The following is a 22,057-nucleotide window of genomic DNA, read 5'->3' as shown; positions in this document are numbered from 1 at the left end:
AGGCGCTAGCTGTTTATCGGCCTTCCCACCTAATATGCGCTTGCTTATTATTGAAGACAACCAGGATCTATGCAGCGAACTGGCCGATTTTCTTGAGTTTCAGGGCGATACGATAGATACCGCAACCGATGGGATTACCGGTCTCCATCTGGCCGTGGTCAACGAGTATGATGCCATTATTCTGGATTTGACGCTGCCCGGAATGGATGGGCTGGAAGTGTGCCGGCGCCTGCGGCAGGATGCCGGCAATTGGGTGCCGGTGTTGATGCTGACGGCTCGCGATACTTTGGATGACAGGCTGAGCGGCTTTGAACGAGGGGCGGATGACTATCTGGTTAAACCTTTTTCTTTGAAGGAATTAAAGTACAGGCTTAACGCATTGGCTCGCCGCACTACCGGCCTGCATCAACAGTCGATGTTGACTGTCGGCGATTTGGAACTGGCGCCTGAAACGCGCGAAGTGAGACGGGACGGAAAAACGATCGAACTGACCGCGATTGAATTCCAGATTCTGGAACTGCTTATGAGACAATCACCACGAGTCGTGTCCAGGCAGCATCTTGAATACAGCATATGGGGGGACACTCCTCCCGATGGCGAGGCGCTACGCGTACACATTCATCATTTGCGCCACGCCATTGATAAGCCGTTCAGCTCACCGTTGCTGCATACCGTTCGAGGCGTGGGTTATCAATTGAAGCCAGGCAATGCCATACCATCATAAGATCAGATCCCGGATATTTCTATCCTATCCCTTGCTGGGACTCCTGCTAAGCCTGTTTATGATCACGTTCCTGATACTGGCCTTCGAATCACTGGAAAGGCAGGTGATGGGAGCTTATCTGGTCGAGGAACTGGAACATTTCATTCAGCTGGCGGATCGTAACCCGGCTTTATCAATACAACAGTCGAAAAACTGGACTGCCTATAAAGTCGAAGATGGCAAATTGCCGGATGAAATCAGCTTTCTGTCGACCTATCCGGAAGGTATTCATGATGTTGAGCATGGCCAGCATGTCTATGATGTCGTGATTAAAGCGCATAATCAGACCCACTATTATATAGTCTACGATGACACCGGTTTTGAAACCCTTGAATACAATCTCATAACCTATCTGGTTGCCGCCGTATTCATTATTCTCTGGCTGGCAACCTGGTACGGTCTTTGGCTTTCCAAAAAAGTGATTGAGCCGATAGCGACGCTGGCCCGGCGCATTAAAACGCTAAACCCGGAAAACTCTACCGAGTATCTCTCGGAGGACTATACCAATGATGAAGTCGGGATGCTGGCGCTGGAGTTCGATGCCTATAAGGAGCGCCTGCAGGCTTTGGTCCAGCGTGAAAGGGAATTTACCGGTAACGCCAGTCATGAGTTAAGAACTCCTCTGGCTATCATTATGGCTGCCAGCGAAGGACTGCTGTTGCGGGACCTGCCCGATGACATCAGGCCACGCATAGAACGTATTCAACGTTCGGCCATTGAAATGAAAGAACGGCTGGCTACCTTGTTACGTCTGGCCCGCAGTCCCGTGTCGACAAGCGAGGCAACCGATAAAATCGAACTGACCGCGATTATTGATCGGCTGATAGAAGACCATAGAAACTTGTTGGATAAGCAGGTGAAGGTCATCAAGCGAGTTAACGGACCGCCCAGCATTAATGCTTCGCCGCCCATTATTTCCATGTTGATGGGTAATTTGATAAGGAATGCATTTATCTATACCAGCCAGGGCACGGTGACCATATCTCTTGATGAGCATGCATTTGCGGTGACTGATACAGGGCAGGGTATCGATACGGATGAGATTAACCGGATATTTGAACGGGGCTATCGCGGAGCGTCCAGCCAGGGCAGCGGCCTGGGACTGGCTATTTCCAAACGCATTTGTGAATATTACGGTTGGCAACTGAAGATCGACAGCGTTAAAGATCAAGGCACGCAAGTGCAATGGCTGTTTAATTCGTCCTCAATTTCCTGACAGTTTCGGTTCCCAAACGGGCGTTTGGGAACCGGTGTGAAAAGCTCTGTCGTTTTGTCGGTAATTAATCACAGGCTTACCGAAAAAGCGAACCTCCTCTAGTAATTGTTATTTTGCGTCTTCAGCGTATTTCTTATTGACGTCATGACCAATAGCGTAAGCTGAATTGTGAGCATCTTCCGCAATTAATTTTTTTGCAGTTTCATATTTTCCGTGCTCACCACCTTTGATCATGAAGACTACAGCACCAAAAGCAAGTACGCCAGCGCCAACATACAGCCAGAAATTATCTTTTTCTTGTTTCTCGATCATTTCATTTACCTATGAGAATATATGAATATTTAAAAATGCTGTTAAGTTAAACAGCGGGCTAACTATAACACAATAACCATAAAAAAAAAGTGGTTTTTATATTCCCATACTTCTTAACGCAAAATTAACGATACGTTAATTATGGTTTAACTGAGCTTTTTTTATAATATTACCTTAATTTTAATAAGGAAATAAGCTTTGCTCAAACCAATCAGGCTGGATTTCGATAAATTTATCATTGTCCATTTTATCGTTCCGTTTTTATTGTTCGCGGTTGTATTTGCAGTTTTGGAGTTCTTCCGCGCGGACTTATGGATTACGAGGCATTTTTATAATGCCAGTCTGCATCAATGGCCGTATAAAGAACACTGGCTAGTCGAAAACGTTCTGCATAGTGGCGGCCGGTATTTAACTTATTTGCTGGCGGCAGCCACCATGCTGAGCTGGCTCATTTCGTTCAGATCAAATTCGGCCCTCTATCCTTATCGCCGGCCTCTGCTTTTTTTATTGGTTTCGGGCATCAGCGGACCGCTGATTATCGTGCTGTTGAAAAGCCATACGCATGTTGATTGCCCCTGGAGCCTGGTGCTGTTCGGCGGCGATAAACCCTACATACGTTTGTTTGATTACATGGGCAACCACCTAAAGGCAGGGCATTGTTTTCCTGCCGCGCATGCCGGTTCGGGATTCACTTTCCTCAGCCTTTACTTTTTTCTGCTTCTGGTTAAGCCGGACTATAAGTCTTACGGACTGTATTTTGGCCTGATTTTAGGCACTGTCTACGGCGTTGCTCAGCAAATGCGTGGCGCGCATTTTTTAAGTCATGACCTATTTGCGCTGGCCGTATGCTGGTTTTTTTCATTCATATTATTCATGCTGTTTTTCAGGAGACAACTGCAATGGACATAGCAAAAAGATTATTTGAGAAATCACGATTCACCGGTATTTTACTTTTTTTATTGATTAACCTGATCAGTTTTGCCCTGCTCAGGGTCGCGTTGCTGATCAAACAACTGGCTGACCTGGACGTTTCGTTTTATTCAATAGCCCTGGCTTTTCTGTTGGGTCTTGGCCATGACCTGGCTTTTTTCAGTTATCTGCTGATTCCGTTTTCGCTGTACCTGCTGGTTCTGCCGAACGCGGCCTACCAAAGCAAAATCAACAGGATCATTGTCTTTGCCGGTTTTTTTATCAGTTTATACGCACTGTTCTTTGTCGAGGCTTCTGAATGGACGTTCTGGGACGAATTCGGGGTCAGGTTCAACTTCATTGCCGTCGATTATCTGATTTATACCCACGAGGTGGTGAACAACATTATTGAATCGTATCCGCTGGGCTGGATTCTGTCGGGGCTTTTGTTCGTGACGACTGTCTGTTTCCTGTCGACGAGAAAATTTCTGTCGAAGAGCTTTAATACCAGCGAACCTTTTGCTTTGAGGCTGAAAATCACGGCTGCCTTGCTGAGTTTGCCGCTAGTCAGCTATATCGCGGTCGGGCAGTCATCGCATCAGTTTTCCGCCAATACCTATCTGAATGAACTGGCCGCCAATGGTCCTTACCAGTTCTTCGCGGCATTTCGGAATAATGAGCTGGACTACCGGCATTTCTACAAATTGGGCGATGACAGACAGCTATCCGGTGTAATCAGGTCCGAATTGGCGGGAGAGCCTTTGCCGGCTGTCGGCGAGAAATTGTATGACATCAAGCGCATGGTCAGGCAACCCGGCCAGGAAAAACATTTGAATGTGATTTTGATTACCGTTGAGAGCCTGAGCGCCGAGTTTTTAACCGCCTTCGGCAATACCGAGCACATTACGCCGTTCATGGATGAATGGTTCAAACAAGGACTCTTGTTTACCAACTTTTATGCGACCGGCACGCGCACGATCCGGGGGCTTGAGGCATTGACCCTGTCGATTCCCCCTACGCCTGGGCAGTCGATCGTCAAGCGGCCGGACAATAGCAAATTGTTCAATTTAGGCCATGTGTTCCAGCAGCGCGGTTACGATACGGCTTTTTTATACGGCGGCCGCGGTTACTTTGACAATATGAACGCATTTTATGCCGGCAACGGTTACCGCATCGTGGATCAAACTGATTTTACTGACGAGGAAGTGACATTTTCCAATGCCTGGGGCGTGTCGGATGACATTATTTTCAAGCGTACAGTCAAGGAAGCTGACCTGGATCATCAAAACCGCAAGCCGTTTTTCTTTCAGATCATGACCACGAGCAACCATCGGCCTTATACCTATCCGGACGGCAGGATCGATATTCCATCAGGTACAGGGCGCACAGGCGGGGTCAAATATACTGATTACGCGCTGCGGGAATTCATCAGTCTGGCCAGGACCAAGCCCTGGTTTGACGATACTGTTTTCGTCGTGGTCGCGGATCACTGCGCCGGCAGTGCCCGCAAAGTGGATCTGCCCTTGGACAGATACCATATTCCGTTATTCATTTATGCGCCCAAGCATGTGCCGGCCCAGAGCAATGATATTTTGTCCAGCCAGATCGATGTCGCGCCAACGGTCCTGGGGCTTTTGAACTTCAGCTATGAAAGCCAGTTTTACGGACGCGATCTGATGCGCATGCGTAAGGACGAGGGCCGGGCGCTGATCAGCAATTACCAGAAACTGGGCTTGGTTAAAGGTAACAAACTGGTGTATCTGTCGCCACAGCAAAAGATTGATGTGATAGCCGATCCCTTAGGCGCGCATCGATCCGTCGATATCAATTCGGAAACTCGATTGGTTGAGGAAGAAATGGCTTATTATCAATCGGCCGACTATATCTGGTCTCATCGTTTAAATCGGTATCAGTAGCGCGCGGCTGTGAAAGCAAGGTACATGGCGTGTCTGATTATTTCTCGCGAAATGCTTCCACAGCCTGTTTTCCGGCTTAGCGGGCATATCTTACCGAACGGAACTGGGCATGAATCTGAGCGTGGTCGGAAGGCAGCAAGCGATCAAACTCCTGTTTGACCACCTTGTAACATTCGCAGACCCGCTCCTCCAGCCCAGGCCTGTCCTTTATAGTGATATGGCCGCGGCTATAATGGATTAACCCCGCTTGCTGCAGCTTGCCGGCCGCCTCCGTGACGCCTTCGCGCCGTACGCCGAGCATGTTGGCAATTAATTCCTGGGTCATGGTTAATTCATTCGAGGGCAGTCGGTCCAGGCTCAGCAACAACCAACGACACAATTGCTGGTCTACTGAATGATGCCGGTTGCAGACGGCTGTCTGCGATGTCTGTGTCATCAATGCCTGCGTATAATGCAACAACAATTGATGCAGCATGCCATAGCGGCGTCCGCCGGAACGATTGAATTCCTGCCTGAGGATATTCCCCTTCAAACGATAGGCGTGCCCCGCGCTCTGCACGACCGCCCGATTAGGCATGGTTCCGCCCCCCATGAACAGGGCTACCCCTACCATGCCTTCATTACCGACCACGGCAATTTCGGCCGAAGCGCCATTTTCCAGCACGTAAAGCAACGACACAATGCAAGTCGTAGGAAAATAGACATGATGCAAAGGGTCGCCGGATTCGTAAAGTGCTTCCCCGAGGGGCATCGGAACCAGTTCCAGGTGCGGCGCCAAGCGTTCGAAGATGAGCGGAGGCAATGCATTAATAAGATAATTTTGTCGAGGATTATGCATGGACATAATTAAACTTTGGCTGGTTTGAATTGCGAGGCATTGTCCTTTGGCTGAAGGATTAGGACAATAAGCACGAATACTTAATGTTATGTTTATTAAGGATTTTTTAATATAAACACAAAAAGTCAAAGAAGCATTTAATGAGCTCACTCTAAAGTAAAAGCCCGTTTAAGCGTGTAGAACATGACAAAAAGGTAAGGTTCAATAAACAGTTATCTGTTCGAAACCGCACAGACTTTACTTCGAATTTCAGTTATTTTTTAGGGTTGAAAACCAAATAATGGGCTTTGAATCCCGGAATGGCCGCCATCAAGGCGGAAAAGTTTTTTGCGGCAGTTTGCAGGCCGCGCTGATCGATAGTTTGGTGTTGTTCGATTGCGCTAAGCGAGCTAAGGAAGAGGCGGAGCGACAGACAGCGAATTCATTTGTGCCCCGGAAGGTATTCGTAGGGCATGTCATTTCCGGTATCCCGGACTTTTTAAGGTCGAATGCCGACAGCAGGCGTTCCAGGCCAATTTGACCCTGCAGTCGCATAGCATCAGTAAATAACGCAAAACGTTATGTTCGACACCGAACCGACGTCGTCTAATTTTAGATCTAGAGTTACTTTAGGTCATGCATTACGCTCAGTCTTTGCGACAGAGCCGGTTTTCTGCCGAAATAACTGAATCCTTTGGGTATGTTGTTTATTAAGCCTGGATGGCATGGGTCAAACATCGCAAACAGATAGCTCATATTGACGCATAGCCTTTGCCTGACGATGCATTGCCGTTTCGCTCCAAGGGTAGGCGCCATCTAGTATCCGGGTATAAATCGTGATCGAATTGACCGTCATCATTTAATTATTCATCTGGAGAATTAGCTATGAAATCAATCAAGCATTGTTCAGCATTTTTTCTGGCTCTGATGTTGGCATTGATAGCCGGGTGCGCGACGACCGATGAAGGCTCTGATACGCTGGCCGGAAGAAGCGCCACCGGCCAGTACTTTGATGACAGCGCCATTACCACCAAGGTGAAAGCGGCCATATTTAACGAGCCTGGCCTGGATTCCGCCGAAATCAACGTTGAAACACATCAAGGCAATGTGCAATTAAGCGGTTTCGTCGAATCTCGGGACGCTATCACCAGAGCGGTCGAGGTTGCTCAAAGAGTTGAGGGTGTCAGATCGGTAAAAAATGATATGCGGCTTAGAGAGACTGGGTATAGATAAGTTTGATGGACCACGGGCCACTGCGTAAGCAGAGGCCCGCGGATTATTATTAAACGCACGATCAGATGCCGAACAGAGAGGTCTCCATGTCCAAGAAAAATCATATGACCGATGTCCAGACCCTGCGCCAGCAAGCACGCCAGCATATTGACGACGGCGCGGTAACGGCCGGCTATGCGGCCGATGCGCAGACAGTCATCAAACTGCTCAATGACGCGCTGGCCACGGAACTGGTCTGCGTGCTGCGTTACCGCCGCCACTATTTTATGGCCCAGGGCATCCAGTCCAGGAGTATCGCTGACGAGTTTCTCGTGCACGCCAATGAGGAACTGGGGCATGCCGATCAGATTGCGCGACGTATCGTACAGTTGGGCGGCGAGCCCGATTTCTCGCCGGACAGCCTGTCCGGCCGCAGCCATGCGGAATACGTCGAAGGCGATTCGCTGGTCGATATGATCGAGGAAGATCTGGTGGCGGAGCGCATCGCCATCGACAGCTACCGCGAGATGGTCCAGTACATCGGCGAGCGCGATCCGACCACGCGCAACATACTCGAAGGCATCCTGGCCGTGGAGGAGGAGCATGCCGACGAACTGGTCGATCTATTGCAGGGGCGGTCGGCGGAAGCGGGTTCGTGAAACTATCGAGCCTGGCAACGCTCATCGCGCTGTCAGCCGCTTCAGCCCAGATCGCCGGCTGTGGATATGGCGAACTTGTTCGTCTTTATTTTCAGGAGCAGGAATATCAAAAAGATCAGGAGTTGATCGCCGAAATCAAAGGTGCGCTGCTTGCCGACCCGCAAATCCGGCGCGCGCCTGTCCAGGTCGAGGCCTATCTGGGAACTGTCCGGCTTAGCGGCACGGTATCGTTACCGGATCAGAAACAGCGCGCGCAGGCTATCACCGAACAGGTCGACGACGTGGAATCCGTGGATAATGATCTTATTGTGCAGGAGCCCTAATGCGGAATCATTGCTTTAAAAGCAGCATTCGGTCAGGGGTTGTCAGACTGAACAAGGGTGCTTGCATGGCCCTGCTGCTGACCTCAATGAGCGCCTGTTCCTTTACGCCCGGTGCCCGACTGGACCGGATATCGCTGCCGGCCGGATTCTCTATCTCAATATATGAGGACAATGTGCCCGGCGCGCGGACCCTGGCGTTTGGAGACAAGGGCACGCTGTTTGTCGGTACTTATAAAGAAGGTAAGGTCTATGCCATCCCTGCGCGCAACGGTGATGAAGGTGGCGTGCTCGTGATTGCCGAGGGCTTGCAGAACCCGCATGGCGTCGCCTTCAGGGATGGCTCTCTGTATGTGGCGGAGCGCAGTCGCATAGTGCGGTTCGATGATGTGGAAAACCGTCTCGCCCAGCCGCCGGCGCCCCGGGTCATTTATGACCTTGGTCTCAAATATGCCCACCACGGCTTGCGCGTCATGCATTTCGGACCCGACGGCAAGCTGTATGTATCGATTGGCGTGCCGTGCAATATCTGTATGCCGGAGGCTGATCGCTACGGCATCATCATTCGCATCGACAGCAACGGCAAGGCTGAAGTGTTCGCGCGCGGCATACGCAACTCGGTCGGATATGACTGGCATCCGGACACGCATGAACTGTGGTTTACCGACAATGGCCGCGATCTGCTGGGTGATGATGCGCCGCCCGACGAACTCAATCATGCGCCCGTGGCGGGTATGCATTTCGGCTATCCCTATTGCCATGCCGGCGAACTGCCCGATCCGGTATTCGGTCTTCGCAATCCCTGTTCAGAATTCACCGGACCCGCGCAAAGGCTGGGCCCTCATGTCGCGGCGTTGGGCATGCGGTTTTATACGGGGCATCAGTTTCCGGTCTCCTATCAGAACCGTATTTTTATCGCCGAGCACGGTTCGTGGAACCGCAGTTCCAAGCTGGGTTACCGGGTCAGCATGGTCACGTTCGCCGGGAATGAGGCGGTGAAGTACGAGCCTTTCGCCGAGGGCTGGCTGCAAGGAAATTCCGCCTGGGGACGACCGGTTGACGTCATCGTCGCGCCGGACGGTGCACTGATGGTTTCCGACGACAAATCGGGCGCGATATACCGAATCAGCTACGGCAATCATTAGACCTCTTTCCGCGACATAAGGTCGCGGTATACAACCACGTCCGCCAGCAAGGGTACAGCACGAATTTTTATGTGCGTTATCGAACCGACTATACGGCATTTTATATCTATCATGTCATACAAGATGCATCACAGTTAAGCCGCGTGAAATAGCGGAAAAAATAGTTTGATGACAGCATCTTGTTACCACTATTCCAGCCTGTCAGTAACTGGCAGGCACGAAACGGGGATAGAGGCAATAAGTCCTACCTGTTTAGGAGACATATTATGGGTAAATATGTGCTTGGATGGTTATTGGGTGTACCAGTGTTTGTGCTGGTCATTATTTATCTGATCTTTAATTAACTTCTACTCCAATGATTCTGGCCGCTGAGTCTCGGCATCCAGAAGCGGAGCAAACAGCATGTGTCACATACGGGCACTTTTTTTGAGATCTTTATGATCTTATAACTTATCAATACTGGAGAACATTATGGAAACGACAAGACAAGGTAATACCGGCGAAACTGTTGAACGCGTTAAAGCCGGCGCACATGAAGCCGTGGATAGAGCCGCCGAAGTCACTCATAGAGCCGCGGAAACCCTCAGCGAGAAGAGCGAGCAAATGATGGATGCTCAAGAACGTCTGATGGAGCATGCGCGCGAGTATGTACGCGAAAATCCGGTGACATCGTTAGGCATAGCGCTTGGCAGCGGGTTTATATTGAGCCGCCTGATGGGCCATCGCTAGATCGAGCCCGGCGTGTTTCATAAAAAACAGCCATCTTTAGAAAAAAGGGGAGGCAAAGAAACCCTAGCGATTAAAGATGTACATGACGTTTACGCGTTGCCGCAAGACCGATTAAGTTGTCCGGATCTTCTTGAGAAAGACAGGCATTTGACGGGACACCGACAACGCGTCGACTTAATGTTAATGGTGACGGCGTTGCGCAAGAGCGTAGCGCCGTCATGGGTCAATGCAAATTTACCAGAATCGCCAAAGTTTTCTTTTCCAGCGCTGTAACCGGACCTTGCTTTCAGAAATGGCGGAAGCTGTGCATCTTAGTGGATAGGCTCGCGACAATTATTGTTCTTAATCTTAAGTTACTGATGAGAAATTGTTTTGTAAATGGAAAGGCTGGCTGGGAGGGCAAATGGGCCTCGAAACTAATAAAGTTTTTATTTAAGGAGAATCACTATGTCAAAACGATTATCACTACTGACCTTGACATTGGCGGCCGGTTTAATGCTGATCACAGGTCTGACCAGAGCCGAAGCTGGGACTACCGGCAACCCTGCCGAAAATACCGAGCGCAATGTACGCGATAGAGGCGATACAACATTGACACCTGAAGACCAGCTTCAAAATGAGAGCGATCTCCAGGTCACGGCAAATATTCGCAGAGCCATTACCGACGATGAGTCGCTGTCTGTCAACGCTCATAATGTGAAGATTATCACGCGCAACGGTATGGTAACTTTACGCGGGCCCGTCAACAGCGCGGCGGAAAAAACCAAACTGCAATCCATCGCTCAGAAAACGTCAGGCGTGACTCAGGTTGACAACCAACTTGAAATTAAAGCGCCGTAACCGGTTGTAAGGAGAATGTCATGAATAAAGCAGTTTTTTGTATCGCTCAAACTAACGACCAGGTGGAACATATCGTCAGTCAACTGAAAGCGGCCGGTTTCGACAATAACGATATTTCCGTGCTGCTGCCGGATAAAACCAGTGAGCATGAATTCGGTCATGAAAAACACACCAAATCACCCGAAGGCACGGCTATTGGGGGCACTATAGGCATCGGTACAGGCGCCATATTGGGATGGCTGGCGGGCATTGGCTCGCTGGCTATTCCGGGTATAGGGCCATTTATTGCCGCAGGACCTATCATGGGCGCTTTAAGCGGTGCGGCTCTTGGTGCTGCTACCGGCGGCCTGGCCGGCGCTCTGATCGGCATGGGTATTCCGGAGTATGAGGCCAAGCGTTATGAAGGCAGAATTCACGGCGGCAATGCGCTGATTTCTGTCCATACGGAAACGTCGGAAGCGCGCTCAAAAGTGAAAGACATTTTTGAGGAAGCCAATGCCGAAGACATCTCAACCACGGGTGAAGTTGAAGCAAAATATCATTAGATTGTTTTTTAACCCAAATCAGATCAGGAGTTTCATATGGCAAGCATTGACAAAGTTGAGAAGTTGCTAAAGAACGAATTATCCGCGGCAGAGACCTATCATCAAGCATTGGAAAAATTCGAAGAAGAGAATCAACGCAAGGAAATCGCCTATCTGGAGCCCATATATGAAGAACATACCGAAGCCGTTTCCGAGCTGCAGGAAAAGATTCAGCAAATGGGCGGCACCCCTACCAGCGATTCCGGCTTATGGGGATCATGGTCCGAAGCCGTCATGAGCGGCGCCGAGTTGCTGGGTAAGGATGCCATGCTGAATGCATTGCTGGCCGGAGAAAAAAGCGGCCTGGACGATTATGAGCAAGCGGCGCAGGACCCCGAGATTCCTTCGGAGGTGAGCGCGCTGATTCAGGCGAAGTATGTGGCTTCACAGCAGGAGAATATCCGGGCGATCAATCGGCTGCTCAGCAGTTAGATGCCTGGCCGGATGTTAGTACCTTCTAGTGAATGAGCGTGGGCAATCCGTTAACTTGTCCATGTGGTTTTTTCACTGGTTCAACGATTGTCCCGGCCTCGGTTGAGGTTGAAATGGGGTGATATTTTGAAAACGTGTCAATGGGTACATGGCATTATGGTCTGGAAACTGTTTCAGTACGGTTGATAGATTTTTTTTGCAGATTAAACCATCGGCTGAGGTCAATATGAAAACCTTTAATTCTTTCAAGAAAAAATTGTGGCTGCCTGTTGTTTTTGGCGCCAGCCTTGTCTGTATCATTCAATCGGCACATTCCGAGGGCATGGGCTCGGGCGCCATGGAAGAGGGGCAAGCCATAAAAAAATCGCCGACTTTTGCGGAAGCAGACAAGAATGGCGATCACTATGTGACCAAGGATGAACTGGCGGACTATCCTGAGCTGCTCAGGCATTTTGATACGGTTGATGCCGGCAAAACCGGCAAGCTGGAAGAGCATGAATATGGGAGTCTCATTTTAGAGAAGGCGCAGTCCAGAGGCAGATAATCCTGGAAATTTGTTTATAAAAAAATCCGCTAAGGTTCCGTTAGGGCCTGTTTTTTAAGGCTTTGCGATTTTATAACAATCTCAACAAAGGTAACGACTATGGAAACTATAGACAAACTATCAAGCGCCGCGGAAGAAGCAGCCGAGAAAATTGCCAGCGTCACCAGTCAGGCTACCGAGGCGCTCGGCGAGAAAGGCGAGCAGTTAAAAGAGATGGAAGAGCAACTGATGGAAGATGCCCGCGATTACATCCGCGAGCATCCATTCACCTCGATGGGCATTGCGTTGGCGGCCGGCTTCATGTTGAGCCAGATAACGACGCAAACTTTGGAACACAGGAGATGATAGATGGCTATCCGTACTCCAAAGGAAAAGCCTGTACACTCCGTCACTTCCGGCAAGCCGGGCATACATGCCGACTTGCTGGAAGATGTCCGACTGCTATGGCAGGAACTGCGCGGGCTGACACATGATCATATAAAGCTTGCCGCGCTGGAAACAAAACGGGCCGGCAAAAGTCTGGTGAGCATGATCGTGGCAGGGGTCGTCATGGCGGTTTTACTGATCGGCGTCTGGATCGGTCTCATGGTCGCCGCCGCGCTGGCGCTGATCGAGAGCAATATGGTAGGCGGTACCGAGGCCGTCCTGTTGATCGCCGGCGCTAATTTAGTGGTTGCGTTATTGCTGTTCTGGTTCATACGGAGCAGGAGTCGCTATTTATTATTTCCAGAGACAGTTCGTAGTCTTCGGGGTAAGGAGGGTTCACATGAAGACAGGCAAAAACAATAATCACGGCAAAGAGAATCTGGCTGCTTTAAACGCGCGAATCGAAGAGACTGAACAGCGGATTATGGATTGGCAACGCATTGTCCATGTTCGTACCGATGTTTTAGTCAAGGATCTTCGGCATGAAATGACCTTGCCGACCACTTTATTGTTGGCTGGCGAGGTCGGTTTTATTGTGGGCGAATTGACCAAGCGCCCGGCTAAAAAAGAACGGCCTACCGGGGCCAAGTCAGATGTCAATGAGAGGCCTTTAAAAAAGGCTATGAATTTCATGTCCGTGGCGCGTAATTTATATCAGGCATTGCCGCTGGTCTGGATTATGGATACCTTTTTTCCGGAGGATGCATCAAAAACAGGATTTGCCCCCAAGGTTAAAAAAAGTCAACACCCGTCTGTCTAGTCTGTTTCAATCCAGTTGGCACCAGTAAGTTTTAACGCCAGCGGCTACCGATCCTGGGGATTTGCCGGCTTGCGGCTCAGGCTGATTGTCTTGAGGTAACGCCAGCCCCGCTACTGATCGAGCGGGCTTCACATCGTTCTGTTTGCCGACGGTTCATCGGCCTTGAGTTTACCGCACAACTTATCGTCAAAGGCCTCAAATCGCTGTAAACATCCTGGATTGGGAAAGATTATCTCCGATAATTGCGCGGCAATCGACCAGCCTCAAGCACACCCGCAAGATTTTTTTCAAAAAATTATTCCAACTACGAAGCTTCGTACAAGATCATCGCTATTGTTATGGAACGACCCGCCGCGAGCTGGTCTTGGCTGGCCTGTATGGCGCTTCTGATGAAGGAGTTCCAAGCGCATGGTGTTCCAGAGATTCAAAGTGTGAGGTCAGTCATTTAATCCGGCGGCCGCGCGATTTATCTGAGAAGCTGCCATCTGAGTTACTGTTTTCCGAAGTGAGCGTTGCGACTGTCACATCATGGATGAACCGGACAGCCAATGTCCGGTTCATCCATACTCATGTTTAAAGCTGTCGGATCAAATTCAGAATTTTAAAGGCTACAGAATTGCCTGGCTGTCCCGGATATTCACACTGCCTTATTGTTCTCAACATTAGCCAGGACAAGTCAAACCCTGTTATTTGTTCCGCGGATATTTTGCTTTATTTGTCGATTATGATTTTTAACCAGTATTCCAGTCTAACGAATCGATTATGTTGTCCTGGTATTTAAAAGATAACCAGGTCCATAAAAAAGGCAAAAAAAACCTCGGAATAAAACCGAGGTCGTATTCACGCTGAGAATTGACTGCGTGACAAGTGGTAGGAGGCACCCCAAAAAGTTATTCAGGTTAACCACACTCCTTAGAATTTTTAAGATCAGCGGTCTAATTTCCGCCGCTGCTCAGTTGCTCTGATTAAAATAATTTTATTGAGCGGCCTTGATGTGGGTTACTGCTTCTTCGGCGGCTTTCTGAGCCATATCACCATGTCCCATATTGCCATGCTCAATGGCGTTTTCCAGGCTCTTTATGCCGGCATCGAGATGTTCATCGGCAGTTTTCGCATGTTTTTTCGCTTGCTCAGCATGCTGAGCGACACCCTTTCCATCAGAAAGTTTAGCAGCAGCCTCGGCATGTTTGAGCGCTTCATTCATGTGGTTTTCTTCAGCATAAACGCCAGCAGAGCCTAAGCTCAGAACAATACCAGCCAATAAAGTAGACAATTTCATATTCATATAGACACCCTTCCAATTGTTTTTTATTTTAAGAAAAGTACTCTCGCATGACCGAGAGAAAACCGCACTGCCGAGGCAGCGCGGTACAGAAAAACAGCTAATGACATGTAGGACCGGATTCACCGGAACGCGTAGTGCCAGTTCCAGTTTCACTTGAATACGGTTGTTGAATAGACTCTGCCGTATACGGTTTTGTTCCATAAAATGAATGGACTTCTCTTGACCAGGTTTCATCGGCCATGTCGGGCCAGCGGTCCTTATCGAATCCTGGCGCCATTTCCAGACGTTCCTTGTCGACATCCAACGTAAAACGTTTGTTTTTTATATCCAGTTTTAACGCATCCCAAGGGACTGCAAACAGTTTATCGCCAATCCCTAACACGCCTCCGAACGAAAGTACAGCGTAAGCCACTCTGCCTGAAGTCATGTCCAGCATGAATTCCTTGATATCACCCAGATCTTCGCCCTTGCTATTGTAAACATCGTTGCCCAGCAGCGTGTCTGCGCCCATTAATCGCGGCCCAGGGCCCTCATCGCTGAGTCTGCCCTTGTACATGCCATAAGTGTCACGATCTATATAACTCATGTTCGCCTCCTCAATAATAATGAAGTTCAATATAACTGGAACGACTACCTCCAGCATCTTACCGTAAGAGGATACCTACAAAATTTAAAATAATCGGTACGGTTGCACACATAGAAATAAATTTGGACAAGATAATCCGACGGCAAAAAATGCCGGCATATTTATGTACGTCAGCGTACCGACAAGATAACCAGTTATTGAGTAAACTTTGAGCATCTATAGATATAGATCGAAAGATATAGAACGAACAAAATACAAGCTGAGCAGCTATTTGAACATGACATAGTCGGCGTCGGCAGTTGCTAGAGTAGATGCTCATTGTTTCGATTAACTGGCTTTGGAGTATATGGTCATGAGCAATGTATCCTATGAAGAAACGCATGTAAGACCCGGCATCTCACCTCGCAGACCAGGGCGCACACGATGGATAAAACACGTATCCTGGGCCTCGGTTTTTGCCGGCGTCGCTGTCGCCTTGGGCGTTCAGGTGCTACTGAGCATGCTGGGCACCGGCATTGGCATGAGCACAATTGACCCGTTACGGGTAGGAGGTACGCCGAGCGCGAGCGCATTCAGCATCGGCGCCGGTTTATGGTGGGTTGTTTCGAGTTTCATTTCGCTGGTCATCGGAGGTTGGGTTGCGGCCCAGTTCTCCGGCTACCTGCGCCATCTTGACGGTCTGCTGCATGGCTTGCTGGTCTGGGCGCTGACCACGCTGATCACCATTTATTTGTTGGGCAGCGCCATCAGCTCGGTAGTGAGCGGTACCGCCAGTGTATTAGGCACGGGCGCTCGTGGCATGGCGGAGACTGCATCCTCGGTCGTGCCATGGAACGATATCAAAGAAGATGCGAGGGCCGTGCTTTCCCCTCGGCAAGCACCCGGCTCACCACAGGTAATAGACCCAGAGTTCAATTCGACGCTGGAACGTTTTCTGACAGCTGATGATACGGGGACCAAGGAAAACAATCGTACAGCGCTAATTAATCTGCTCGTGGAACGCACGGGCATGAGCGTGGATGAAGCGACGAGTCGGGTCAACAGTTGGGAAAGGACCTATCAACAGGCTGAACAAGCAGCCCGGGAAGCGGCTGACAGCACGGCCAAAGCGGTATCATGGTCGGCCTTATGGGGTTTTATCGTGATTCTGTTGAGCGCTATAGCGGGCGCTTTGGGCGGTATTGTCGGAACACCGGTCCCTGATGTAGAGGTTCGTGAAGAACTTTAATCGTCAAATGGCCATAATGAAAATTATAGAGTTCGGAATGCGCATCGTTGGCTTTCCGTTCTTAAATTTATAGAGGTAAACGTTATGAACCAGGCAGAGAAGCAGTCAGCCGGCGGCAGTAGTGGACAGGATGCCATAGCGCTGCTCACTCAGGATCACAACAAGGTAAAAAAGCTGTTCGAGGAATTCGAAAAAATCAAAGCCGATGAGAATGCCGAGGATGAAAAGCTGGACCTTGCGATGGAGATATGCACGGAACTGACAATTCATGCAAAGCTCGAAGAGGAAATCTTCTATCCGGCCGCCATGGAAGCGATCGGTCAATTGGACATCATGGATGAAGCGGCTGTCGAACATGCGGCAACCAAGGATCAGATTGAACAATTGGTGTTGATGGCGCCCGAGGAAGAATACTATGACGCTAAAGTCACGGTACTGAAAGAGATGGTTGAACACCACATCAAGGAAGAAGAAGGCAAGATGTTTCCCATGCTCAAAAAAGCCTCAATCGATATGGCCGCGCTAGGTCAACGGCTCAGTCAGCGCAAGCAGGAACTTCAGATGGATATGGGCATGGTTGGCGCATCAATGCGCAAGGGCCAGCCGGGCAGCGAGCAGACGCAGCGCGGCCCAATGCCTTAGTTCCTGTTCAGGTATGAAGACGAGGCCCGATTTCATGTCCGGGCCTCGCAATCCAAAGCCATATTCATATTTCGGATCTTTTATTTTTTACACTGGCCTGATCGGCCGAGGGCTGAGAAGGTTGTTATTACATTTTACGGAAGGGATTCAATATGAATGAAGAAATGAATGGCAACAACATGAAAGCCTTGAGCCTTTTCGTCCCGAGACCGGTGAAAAGCTCACGATCAATCAGGGCGGGGCGTAGGCATTGCCACTACCAAACTCACATGAAAGAGGCAGGAAGCTTATCGAAAAATTCGTCCTATATATCACAAAAAGTGTTGTATGTACGGCAACGCACTGACTGAAATTGCTATTTCGGGTTAAATTGATTATCAGGTTTGACGTAATGTGCGTGGCGAAGCCTGGTTTTCTACAAGTAGCGTGCCTTTTCAGGTGGCGCTTGTCTTTCTAAATTTTGGAGAATCCCTACCATGTCTAGTATTCAGCCTGAACAAAGAAAAACCTCTACTCCTTCTTCTTTCCAGTCCATGAAGTCGTGTATAGAGATGTGTAATCGTTGCGCCGGGGTTTGTTGGAAAACCGCGATGAATCAATGTCTGGAAATGGGTGGACGGCACGTTGAGCCTGAGCACTTTCGCCTGATGGTGAACTGTGCCGAGATGTGTCAGTTGTCAGCCAGCTTCATGCTTAGCAGTTCCCGTTTCCATACTCGCACCTGTGAAGTCTGTGCGGAAATCTGCGAGGCCTGCGCCATGGACTGTGAAAGCATCGGAGATATGGAAGAATGTGCGTCTACTTGCCGTGAGTGTGCTGAAAGCTGTCGGCAAATGGCGAGCATGGCAATGCACTGACTTTAAATTGCATGCCATGTGGTTCAGCCTCGTCTGAGCGTCCTCGCGAAGGATCATGACGAAATCGGAAGAAAAATTATCAGGAAATTAGCGATGGGCCTGTCGGGCACAAATGGACTTGATGATCCGGACGCACCGGATAAGTTATTGACAGGCAATTTAGGCGCTCACCGTAATCAGTGAGCGCCTTTCCTCCATTTATCCATATATACTTATTTGTCCGATGACTCCCAATGTCCATCAGGGCAATACTCTTTATGGCCAGCGGATCATCGCGGCCAAATCACAGGCCGATAGTCGCTGCTGCAATGGTTAATGCGGGATAGTGCATCGGCTTCATCAATTTCGGCATTTCATCTTTAGAGCACATCCTCAGTGGCATGGCTGAGCGGGTGCGTTTTTAAAAATACATTAAAATTTATTGCGTTCTCCTTGTTTTGCTGGCCTTGCAGTACTCATTATGTGACGCAGTTAGCTTTTTTGATTCGTTTTCGATTCTACAATTGTTTTCATATTAGGAGAAACCACTATGAAAACCACACAGAAGATATCGAATAAAACCGAGATAAAGCCATCGACAACTATCCGCATAAGCAAGGTTGAATCTGCCCGTAACAAGCTGATTCGGGATGTGACAATAAAGCAATATCTATTTACTGTTAAGGCAGGCTTGCTGTTGCTTGGCCTGTTTGCCGGTCCAGTCCAGGCTCAGAATTTTTATGTCTGCAATGATGGCTCGGATAGTAATCGCGGTTCGTCACCTTATCAGCCATGGGCAACCTTTGATTTTGCCATGTCAAGATTCAAGTACTTGAATGCCGGGGATGCCATTCTGTTCTGCCGGGGCGGGACATTTACTTCATCTTATCCCCGATTGTTCAATCAACATTGTACTGCGGATGCGCCGTGCACAATCGCTGACTACATACCGCCTAATGCAGCAGCATCTACAAAATCTACCAATGCCAAACTACCGCTCATTACCAGCAGCACCTCTAATGGCGTATTAAATTTTCAGGATGGGGGCAATGCCGACCATGACGAAGGCTATGTCGTCAAAAATCTGTCGCTCAAGGGAAAGGGCACTGGGTTCGGCATCTTCCTGTTCAATGACGTGGATTTCGTAACAGTCGACGGCCTCACGATTGACGGGTTTGATATCGGCATGTACTCGGCGGGCGCCAATGCACCCAATCCCGGCGCCAATCGGGTCAATGAGAATATCGAGTTGAGGAACTCACAGATCATTAACAATAACGGCCAGGGCTGGCTGGGCGGCTGCAATGACTGTGTGATCGACAACAACAAGTTCACCAATAATGGCTTTGCCAGGAAAATATTCAACCATAATATCTATATTGGGGCTTCCAATAATTTCGGCATTACGGTTTCCAACAATACCTTGACCAAATCAACGTTTGTTGCCGGCAAATGCGCGGGCGTATCCCTAGTGGTGCATGGTGTCGTAAATGGGCTGACCATTAAGGACAATACGGTTTTTGAAGACATTGGAGCGGCTGAGCAGACATGTTGGGGCATCAGTGTCGATCCCGGCTATGCGACTGAAGAGTCCTTCAGCAATGTGCTGATTACCGGTAACAAGGTCACCAATGTCGGCAATGTCGGCATCGGCTGCGCGTCCTGCACGGATCTGCAGATTCTGGACAATACCATCACGCATTCCCAGGATTTTGGTTTTACGGGAATAAGGACGCCCGTCAGGACCGAGGATACGGTTAAATCGGACCGGATACTGATTACGGGAAATTATATTGAACTGCTGGATCCCAATCACAGAGGCAAGCAGGGTATTGTTGTGACGGCTACCGGCGATGTGAATGTGGGATCAAATGATTTCATCCTCCGTTGAGATAGCTCCCGTCTGATGCCAGGCGGGAGCTTTTTCAATCTGTTCTTGCGCCTTGTACGGCAGTTCCAGCGGGAATGATCGAAATTTGTGAAAAAAACAGGGAGGTTTTTTCGCAGTATCTGCCCGTCAGGTGCACGAAACCCGATTCAGGAATTGTCTACCCGGAATACTCCGTTAAAACCATCTGAATTCAAAATTGCTATACAACATCGGTTAGGCATAAAGATGCCTTATGTGTGATAGCGCACAGACCTCAGCAATATCCGCATTCTATCTTCTGAGCGTACTCAGACTCATCACTAAGTACACATCAAGTTATATGCCGCTTTTTGTGGCCACACCTAGGCAATGCAGCAATGTGCAGTTAGAAACTGTTTTTTCAGGTTACATTTGATTCGAAATGTTTTTATATAAAGGAAACGACTATGAAAACTATAGATAAAGTATCGAATACGGTAGCTACAAAGCCATTGACTGTTATCGGCATGAATGTGATTGAACATACCGGTATCAAGCTGATTCGAGATGTGACAATAAAGCAATATCTATTTACTGTTAAGGCAGGCTTACTGTTGCTTGGCCTGTTTGCCGGTCCAGTCCAGGCGCAGAATTTCTATGTCTGCAATGATGGGGCAAACACTAATACTGGTTTATCACCTTTTGAGCCATGGGCAACCTTTGATTTTGCCATGTCAAGATTTAGCGCCCTGAATGCCGGGGATGCCATTTTGTTCTGCCGGAACGGGACGTTTACTTCCTCTTTTCCCCGATTGTTCAATCAACACTGCGCTGCGGATGCGCCGTGCACAATCGCTGACTACATACCGCCTAATATGCCCGCCACAACTGCTAGATTACCGGTCATTACCAGCAGTGGCGCCAACGGCGTGTTGAATTTCCAGGATGGGGGCAATGCCGACCATGACGAAGGCTATGTCATCAAAAATCTGTCACTCAAGGGAAAGGGCACTGGGTTCGGCCTCTTCCTGTTCAACGATGTGGATTTCGTAACAATCGATGGCGTTATTATTGATGGCTTTGATATCGGCATGTACTCGGCGGGCGCTAATGCAGCCAATCCCGGCGCCAATCGGGTCAATGAGAATATCGAGTTGAGGAACTCGTCAATCACTAACAATAACGGCCAGGGCTGGCTGGGCGGCTGCAATGACTGTGTGATCGACAACAACAAGTTCACCAATAACGGCTTTGCCAGGAAAATATTCAACCATAGTATTTATATATCTGCTCAAAATGGTAATTCCGGCATTACGGTTTCCAACAATACCTTGACTAAATCGACTTTCGTTGCCGGCAAATGCGCGGGCGTCTCCCTGGTGGTGCATGGTGTCGTAAAGAATCTGACCATTAGAGACAATACGGTTTTTGAAGCCATTGGGGCGGCTGAGCAGACGTGCTGGGGCATCAGTGTCGATCCCGGCTATGCGACCGAGGAGGCCTTCAGCAATGTGCTGATTGCCGGTAACAAGGTCACCAATGTCGGCAATGTCGGCATCGGCTGCGCGTCCTGCACGAATCTGCAGATTCTGGACAATACCATCACGCATGCCCAGGATTTTGGTTTTACGGGCATTAAAGTACCCGTCAGGACCGAGGATACGGTTAAATCGGACCGGATACTGATTACGGGAAATTATATTGAACTGCTGGATCCCAATAACAAAGGCAAGCAGGGCATTGTTGTGACTGCTACCGGCGATGTGAATGTGGGATCAAACGAAGTCATTCTAAAGTGACTTTATAAATGTGCGGCAACGCACTGACTTCAATAGATTCTGTAACTAATCTTCATTAGTGCATCCTGGTGTTTTTGCCGGGATGCCCGTTCATCCAGATCCCGATATGAACGTTAATAAAGTCCTGGTAGTTGAAGCGAGAATTTATAATCCTGATTAGCGGCATCTCCGCTTACAGTAAGTAGCCAAATCCAAGCTATGAAGCAATATTGCAGTTAGACACTGTTTTTAGATCACATTGAAAGTCT

25 protein-coding genes are annotated in these 22,057 nt (G+C 49.1%); 21 read left to right on the top strand and 4 right to left on the bottom strand.

From position 1 onward, the window contains the following. Nucleotides 1-34 precede the first annotated feature (34 nt). Together METLU_RS0109220 and METLU_RS0109215 are read left to right on the top strand one after the other, a co-directional pair. Complete coding sequence (locus tag METLU_RS0109220; protein ID WP_027157960.1) at nucleotides 35-724, top strand: response regulator transcription factor; 690 nt, start codon at nucleotides 35-37, stop codon at nucleotides 722-724. After that, on the top strand, nucleotides 708-1,979 hold the full coding sequence (locus tag METLU_RS0109215; RefSeq protein ID WP_051299852.1) for a sensor histidine kinase: 1,272 nt from the start codon (nucleotides 708-710) through the stop codon (nucleotides 1,977-1,979). The genes METLU_RS0109220 and METLU_RS0109215 overlap by 17 nt, the downstream gene beginning before the upstream one ends. 108 nt (nucleotides 1,980-2,087) lie before the next feature. Here METLU_RS0109215 and METLU_RS0109210 read toward each other — a convergent pair whose 3' ends face one another. After that, a complete protein-coding gene (locus METLU_RS0109210; protein ID WP_027157958.1) occupies nucleotides 2,088-2,291 on the bottom strand; it encodes a hypothetical protein in 204 nt (67 codons plus the stop codon). A 198-nt stretch (nucleotides 2,292-2,489) separates the two neighbouring features. Between METLU_RS0109210 and METLU_RS0109205 the strand changes: the two genes are divergently transcribed. Further along, on the top strand, nucleotides 2,490-3,200 hold the full coding sequence (locus METLU_RS0109205) for a phosphatase PAP2 family protein (RefSeq protein ID WP_051299851.1): 711 nt from the start codon (nucleotides 2,490-2,492) through the stop codon (nucleotides 3,198-3,200). Next, on the top strand, nucleotides 3,191-5,116 hold the full coding sequence (locus tag METLU_RS0109200) for an LTA synthase family protein (RefSeq protein WP_027157956.1): 1,926 nt from the start codon (nucleotides 3,191-3,193) through the stop codon (nucleotides 5,114-5,116). Before METLU_RS0109205 ends, METLU_RS0109200 begins: the two co-directional genes overlap by 10 nt. Before the next feature lie 76 nt (nucleotides 5,117-5,192). On the opposite strand, the gene METLU_RS24975 is transcribed toward METLU_RS0109200, so the two are convergent. Next, the gene (locus tag METLU_RS24975) at nucleotides 5,193-5,960 is read right to left on the bottom strand and encodes a Crp/Fnr family transcriptional regulator (protein WP_036242979.1); all 768 of its coding nucleotides are present in this window, start codon (nucleotides 5,958-5,960) and stop codon (nucleotides 5,193-5,195) included. An 858-nt stretch (nucleotides 5,961-6,818) separates the two neighbouring features. Here METLU_RS24975 and METLU_RS0109185 point away from each other — a divergent pair. From METLU_RS0109185 to METLU_RS24965, 13 genes are all read left to right on the top strand, one after another. Further along, the gene (locus METLU_RS0109185) at nucleotides 6,819-7,166 is read left to right on the top strand and encodes a BON domain-containing protein (protein ID WP_027157954.1); all 348 of its coding nucleotides are present in this window, start codon (nucleotides 6,819-6,821) and stop codon (nucleotides 7,164-7,166) included. Nucleotides 7,167-7,252: 86 nt separating this feature from the next. After that, nucleotides 7,253-7,804, top strand: coding sequence for a ferritin-like domain-containing protein (locus tag METLU_RS0109180; protein ID WP_027157953.1), 552 nt, complete (start codon nucleotides 7,253-7,255; stop codon nucleotides 7,802-7,804). Continuing rightward, nucleotides 7,801-8,127 carry a BON domain-containing protein gene (locus METLU_RS26680; protein WP_027157952.1) on the top strand — a complete coding sequence of 109 codons (327 nt, stop codon included), beginning with the start codon at nucleotides 7,801-7,803 and terminating at the stop codon, nucleotides 8,125-8,127. The genes METLU_RS0109180 and METLU_RS26680 overlap by 4 nt, the downstream gene beginning before the upstream one ends. Then, nucleotides 8,127-9,269, top strand: a complete 1,143-nt coding sequence (locus METLU_RS0109170; RefSeq protein WP_036242978.1) for a PQQ-dependent sugar dehydrogenase — start codon at nucleotides 8,127-8,129, stop codon at nucleotides 9,267-9,269. The genes METLU_RS26680 and METLU_RS0109170 overlap by 1 nt, the downstream gene beginning before the upstream one ends. A gap of 471 nt (nucleotides 9,270-9,740) precedes the next feature. After that, nucleotides 9,741-9,998 (top strand): DUF883 family protein, encoded by a 258-nt coding sequence (locus METLU_RS0109165; RefSeq protein ID WP_027157950.1) that lies wholly within the window; start codon nucleotides 9,741-9,743, stop codon nucleotides 9,996-9,998. A gap of 12 nt (nucleotides 9,999-10,010) precedes the next feature. Beyond that, entirely contained in the window at nucleotides 10,011-10,271 is a 261-nt protein-coding gene (locus METLU_RS27865) for a hypothetical protein (RefSeq protein ID WP_155920514.1), read from the top strand. Between the two features lie 174 nt (nucleotides 10,272-10,445). Beyond that, a complete protein-coding gene (locus tag METLU_RS0109160; protein WP_027157949.1) occupies nucleotides 10,446-10,838 on the top strand; it encodes a BON domain-containing protein in 393 nt (130 codons plus the stop codon). 20 nt (nucleotides 10,839-10,858) lie between these two features. Further along, nucleotides 10,859-11,383: a quinol:electron acceptor oxidoreductase subunit ActD gene (locus tag METLU_RS0109155; RefSeq protein ID WP_027157948.1), complete on the top strand. Its 525-nt coding sequence runs from the start codon at nucleotides 10,859-10,861 to the stop codon at nucleotides 11,381-11,383. A gap of 36 nt (nucleotides 11,384-11,419) precedes the next feature. After that, the gene (locus tag METLU_RS0109150; RefSeq protein WP_027157947.1) at nucleotides 11,420-11,854 is read left to right on the top strand and encodes a DUF2383 domain-containing protein; all 435 of its coding nucleotides are present in this window, start codon (nucleotides 11,420-11,422) and stop codon (nucleotides 11,852-11,854) included. Nucleotides 11,855-12,080: 226 nt separating this feature from the next. Continuing rightward, a complete protein-coding gene (locus METLU_RS0109145) occupies nucleotides 12,081-12,398 on the top strand; it encodes a hypothetical protein (protein ID WP_027157946.1) in 318 nt (105 codons plus the stop codon). A gap of 99 nt (nucleotides 12,399-12,497) precedes the next feature. Beyond that, nucleotides 12,498-12,743, top strand: coding sequence for a glycine zipper domain-containing protein (locus METLU_RS0109140; protein WP_027157945.1), 246 nt, complete (start codon nucleotides 12,498-12,500; stop codon nucleotides 12,741-12,743). 3 nt (nucleotides 12,744-12,746) lie between these two features. Continuing rightward, nucleotides 12,747-13,187 carry a phage holin family protein gene (locus METLU_RS0109135; protein ID WP_027157944.1) on the top strand — a complete coding sequence of 147 codons (441 nt, stop codon included), beginning with the start codon at nucleotides 12,747-12,749 and terminating at the stop codon, nucleotides 13,185-13,187. Continuing rightward, nucleotides 13,165-13,584 (top strand): hypothetical protein, encoded by a 420-nt coding sequence (locus METLU_RS24965; protein WP_051299850.1) that lies wholly within the window; start codon nucleotides 13,165-13,167, stop codon nucleotides 13,582-13,584. The genes METLU_RS0109135 and METLU_RS24965 overlap by 23 nt, the downstream gene beginning before the upstream one ends. Before the next feature lie 976 nt (nucleotides 13,585-14,560). Here METLU_RS24965 and smbP read toward each other — a convergent pair. Together smbP and METLU_RS24960 are read right to left on the bottom strand one after the other, a co-directional pair. Continuing rightward, the gene (gene smbP, locus METLU_RS0109120; RefSeq protein WP_027157943.1) at nucleotides 14,561-14,869 is read right to left on the bottom strand and encodes a small metal-binding protein SmbP; all 309 of its coding nucleotides are present in this window, start codon (nucleotides 14,867-14,869) and stop codon (nucleotides 14,561-14,563) included. Nucleotides 14,870-14,966: 97 nt separating this feature from the next. Next, complete coding sequence (locus METLU_RS24960; RefSeq protein WP_081679061.1) at nucleotides 14,967-15,455, bottom strand: PRC-barrel domain-containing protein; 489 nt, start codon at nucleotides 15,453-15,455, stop codon at nucleotides 14,967-14,969. 352 nt (nucleotides 15,456-15,807) lie between these two features. Between METLU_RS24960 and METLU_RS0109110 the strand changes: the two genes are divergently transcribed. From METLU_RS0109110 to METLU_RS24950, 4 genes are all read left to right on the top strand, one after another. Beyond that, nucleotides 15,808-16,683 (top strand): hypothetical protein, encoded by an 876-nt coding sequence (locus METLU_RS0109110; RefSeq protein WP_027157942.1) that lies wholly within the window; start codon nucleotides 15,808-15,810, stop codon nucleotides 16,681-16,683. Between the two features lie 84 nt (nucleotides 16,684-16,767). After that, nucleotides 16,768-17,325: a hemerythrin domain-containing protein gene (locus tag METLU_RS0109105; RefSeq protein WP_027157941.1), complete on the top strand. Its 558-nt coding sequence runs from the start codon at nucleotides 16,768-16,770 to the stop codon at nucleotides 17,323-17,325. 1,386 nt (nucleotides 17,326-18,711) lie between these two features. Further along, a complete protein-coding gene (locus METLU_RS24955; RefSeq protein WP_051299849.1) occupies nucleotides 18,712-20,052 on the top strand; it encodes a right-handed parallel beta-helix repeat-containing protein in 1,341 nt (446 codons plus the stop codon). Between the two features lie 425 nt (nucleotides 20,053-20,477). After that, the gene (locus METLU_RS24950; RefSeq protein ID WP_051299848.1) at nucleotides 20,478-21,809 is read left to right on the top strand and encodes a right-handed parallel beta-helix repeat-containing protein; all 1,332 of its coding nucleotides are present in this window, start codon (nucleotides 20,478-20,480) and stop codon (nucleotides 21,807-21,809) included. The last annotated feature ends 248 nt before the right edge of the window (nucleotides 21,810-22,057 follow it).

Source organism: Methylobacter luteus IMV-B-3098 (assembly GCF_000427625.1).
Classification (GTDB): Bacteria; Pseudomonadota; Gammaproteobacteria; order Methylococcales; family Methylomonadaceae; genus Methylobacter; species Methylobacter luteus.
This window is presented reverse-complemented; position numbering and strand designations above follow the sequence as displayed.

Excerpts from the sequence above, each read along its gene's own strand:
- METLU_RS0109170 (WP_036242978.1), top strand. The coding sequence starts at position 8,127 with ATGCGGAATCATTGCTTTAAAAGCAGCATTCGGTCAGGGGTTGTCAGA.
- METLU_RS0109220 (WP_027157960.1), top strand. The coding sequence starts at position 35 with ATGCGCTTGCTTATTATTGAAGACAACCAGGATCTATGCAGCGAACTG.
- METLU_RS0109150 (WP_027157947.1), top strand. The coding sequence starts at position 11,420 with ATGGCAAGCATTGACAAAGTTGAGAAGTTGCTAAAGAACGAATTATCC.
- METLU_RS0109140 (WP_027157945.1), top strand. The coding sequence starts at position 12,498 with ATGGAAACTATAGACAAACTATCAAGCGCCGCGGAAGAAGCAGCCGAG.
- METLU_RS0109110 (WP_027157942.1), top strand. The coding sequence starts at position 15,808 with ATGAGCAATGTATCCTATGAAGAAACGCATGTAAGACCCGGCATCTCA.
- METLU_RS0109185 (WP_027157954.1), top strand. The coding sequence starts at position 6,819 with ATGAAATCAATCAAGCATTGTTCAGCATTTTTTCTGGCTCTGATGTTG.
- METLU_RS24965 (WP_051299850.1), top strand. The coding sequence starts at position 13,165 with ATGAAGACAGGCAAAAACAATAATCACGGCAAAGAGAATCTGGCTGCT.
- METLU_RS0109200 (WP_027157956.1), top strand. The coding sequence starts at position 3,191 with ATGGACATAGCAAAAAGATTATTTGAGAAATCACGATTCACCGGTATT.
- METLU_RS0109165 (WP_027157950.1), top strand. The coding sequence starts at position 9,741 with ATGGAAACGACAAGACAAGGTAATACCGGCGAAACTGTTGAACGCGTT.
- METLU_RS24960 (WP_081679061.1), bottom strand. The coding sequence starts at position 15,455 with ATGAGTTATATAGATCGTGACACTTATGGCATGTACAAGGGCAGACTC.
- METLU_RS0109210 (WP_027157958.1), bottom strand. The coding sequence starts at position 2,291 with ATGATCGAGAAACAAGAAAAAGATAATTTCTGGCTGTATGTTGGCGCT.
- METLU_RS0109155 (WP_027157948.1), top strand. The coding sequence starts at position 10,859 with ATGAATAAAGCAGTTTTTTGTATCGCTCAAACTAACGACCAGGTGGAA.
- METLU_RS0109105 (WP_027157941.1), top strand. The coding sequence starts at position 16,768 with ATGAACCAGGCAGAGAAGCAGTCAGCCGGCGGCAGTAGTGGACAGGAT.
- METLU_RS24955 (WP_051299849.1), top strand. The coding sequence starts at position 18,712 with ATGAAAACCACACAGAAGATATCGAATAAAACCGAGATAAAGCCATCG.
- METLU_RS24950 (WP_051299848.1), top strand. The coding sequence starts at position 20,478 with ATGAAAACTATAGATAAAGTATCGAATACGGTAGCTACAAAGCCATTG.
- smbP (WP_027157943.1), bottom strand. The coding sequence starts at position 14,869 with ATGAATATGAAATTGTCTACTTTATTGGCTGGTATTGTTCTGAGCTTA.
- METLU_RS0109215 (WP_051299852.1), top strand. The coding sequence starts at position 708 with ATGCCATACCATCATAAGATCAGATCCCGGATATTTCTATCCTATCCC.
- METLU_RS24975 (WP_036242979.1), bottom strand. The coding sequence starts at position 5,960 with ATGTCCATGCATAATCCTCGACAAAATTATCTTATTAATGCATTGCCT.
- METLU_RS0109160 (WP_027157949.1), top strand. The coding sequence starts at position 10,446 with ATGTCAAAACGATTATCACTACTGACCTTGACATTGGCGGCCGGTTTA.
- METLU_RS0109180 (WP_027157953.1), top strand. The coding sequence starts at position 7,253 with ATGTCCAAGAAAAATCATATGACCGATGTCCAGACCCTGCGCCAGCAA.
- METLU_RS0109145 (WP_027157946.1), top strand. The coding sequence starts at position 12,081 with ATGAAAACCTTTAATTCTTTCAAGAAAAAATTGTGGCTGCCTGTTGTT.
- METLU_RS0109135 (WP_027157944.1), top strand. The coding sequence starts at position 12,747 with ATGGCTATCCGTACTCCAAAGGAAAAGCCTGTACACTCCGTCACTTCC.